Annotated in this window: 1 pseudogene; it reads right to left on the minus strand. The window is 56.1% G+C overall.

Annotated elements, in window-relative coordinates:
- Positions 1-576, minus strand: a pseudogene (locus HMPREF2559_RS12710) (IS3 family transposase); the annotation flags it as partial.

Here is a 576-nt window from a genome sequence, read left to right on the forward strand (position 1 = left end):
ACAAGGTCCGGGCGATGATCCGGTGTCTTCGGGCTAATCGTTGTCACAGGGGTTCGCCCACGTCGGCGGCCGGAAACACCTGCTAGCTTCATCAGTCGTGCAGTCTTATCGCGGCCGATATGAAAGCCTTCACGGTTCATCGCGTGCCACATTTTGCGGATGCCGTAGACCGAGAAATTCTCCGCATGCACACGCTGTATCTCTGGGATAAGCAGGCTATCGCTTAAGGTCCTTGCGCTGGGAACACGAGTGGTCGCCTTGCGGTAGCCACGAGAGGTGATGAATCCACGATCTGCCTGTTTTAGAACTCTGCAGATGGCCCCGGGCCCCAAACTGATCTTTGTACGCGTCGATGTAGGAGATCATTTGGTCGTGGGTCGGTCGAGTTCCGCTGCGAAAAAAGCCGAAGCTGTCTTAAGAATCCCGTTTGCTCGTTTTAGTTCGCGGTTTTCACGGCGCAGACGCCCCAAGCTCTTCTTCCATTGTCTCGCCGCCTGAAGCGTCAGAGTCATCACGTACTGAAGCGCTGTCACGGTACCAGGCCCGCAACGTGTGGTGAGATACTCCAAGGAGCTC

Source organism: Corynebacterium sp. HMSC072G08 (genome assembly GCF_001809185.1).
GTDB lineage: Bacteria > Actinomycetota > Actinomycetes > Mycobacteriales > Mycobacteriaceae > Corynebacterium > Corynebacterium phoceense.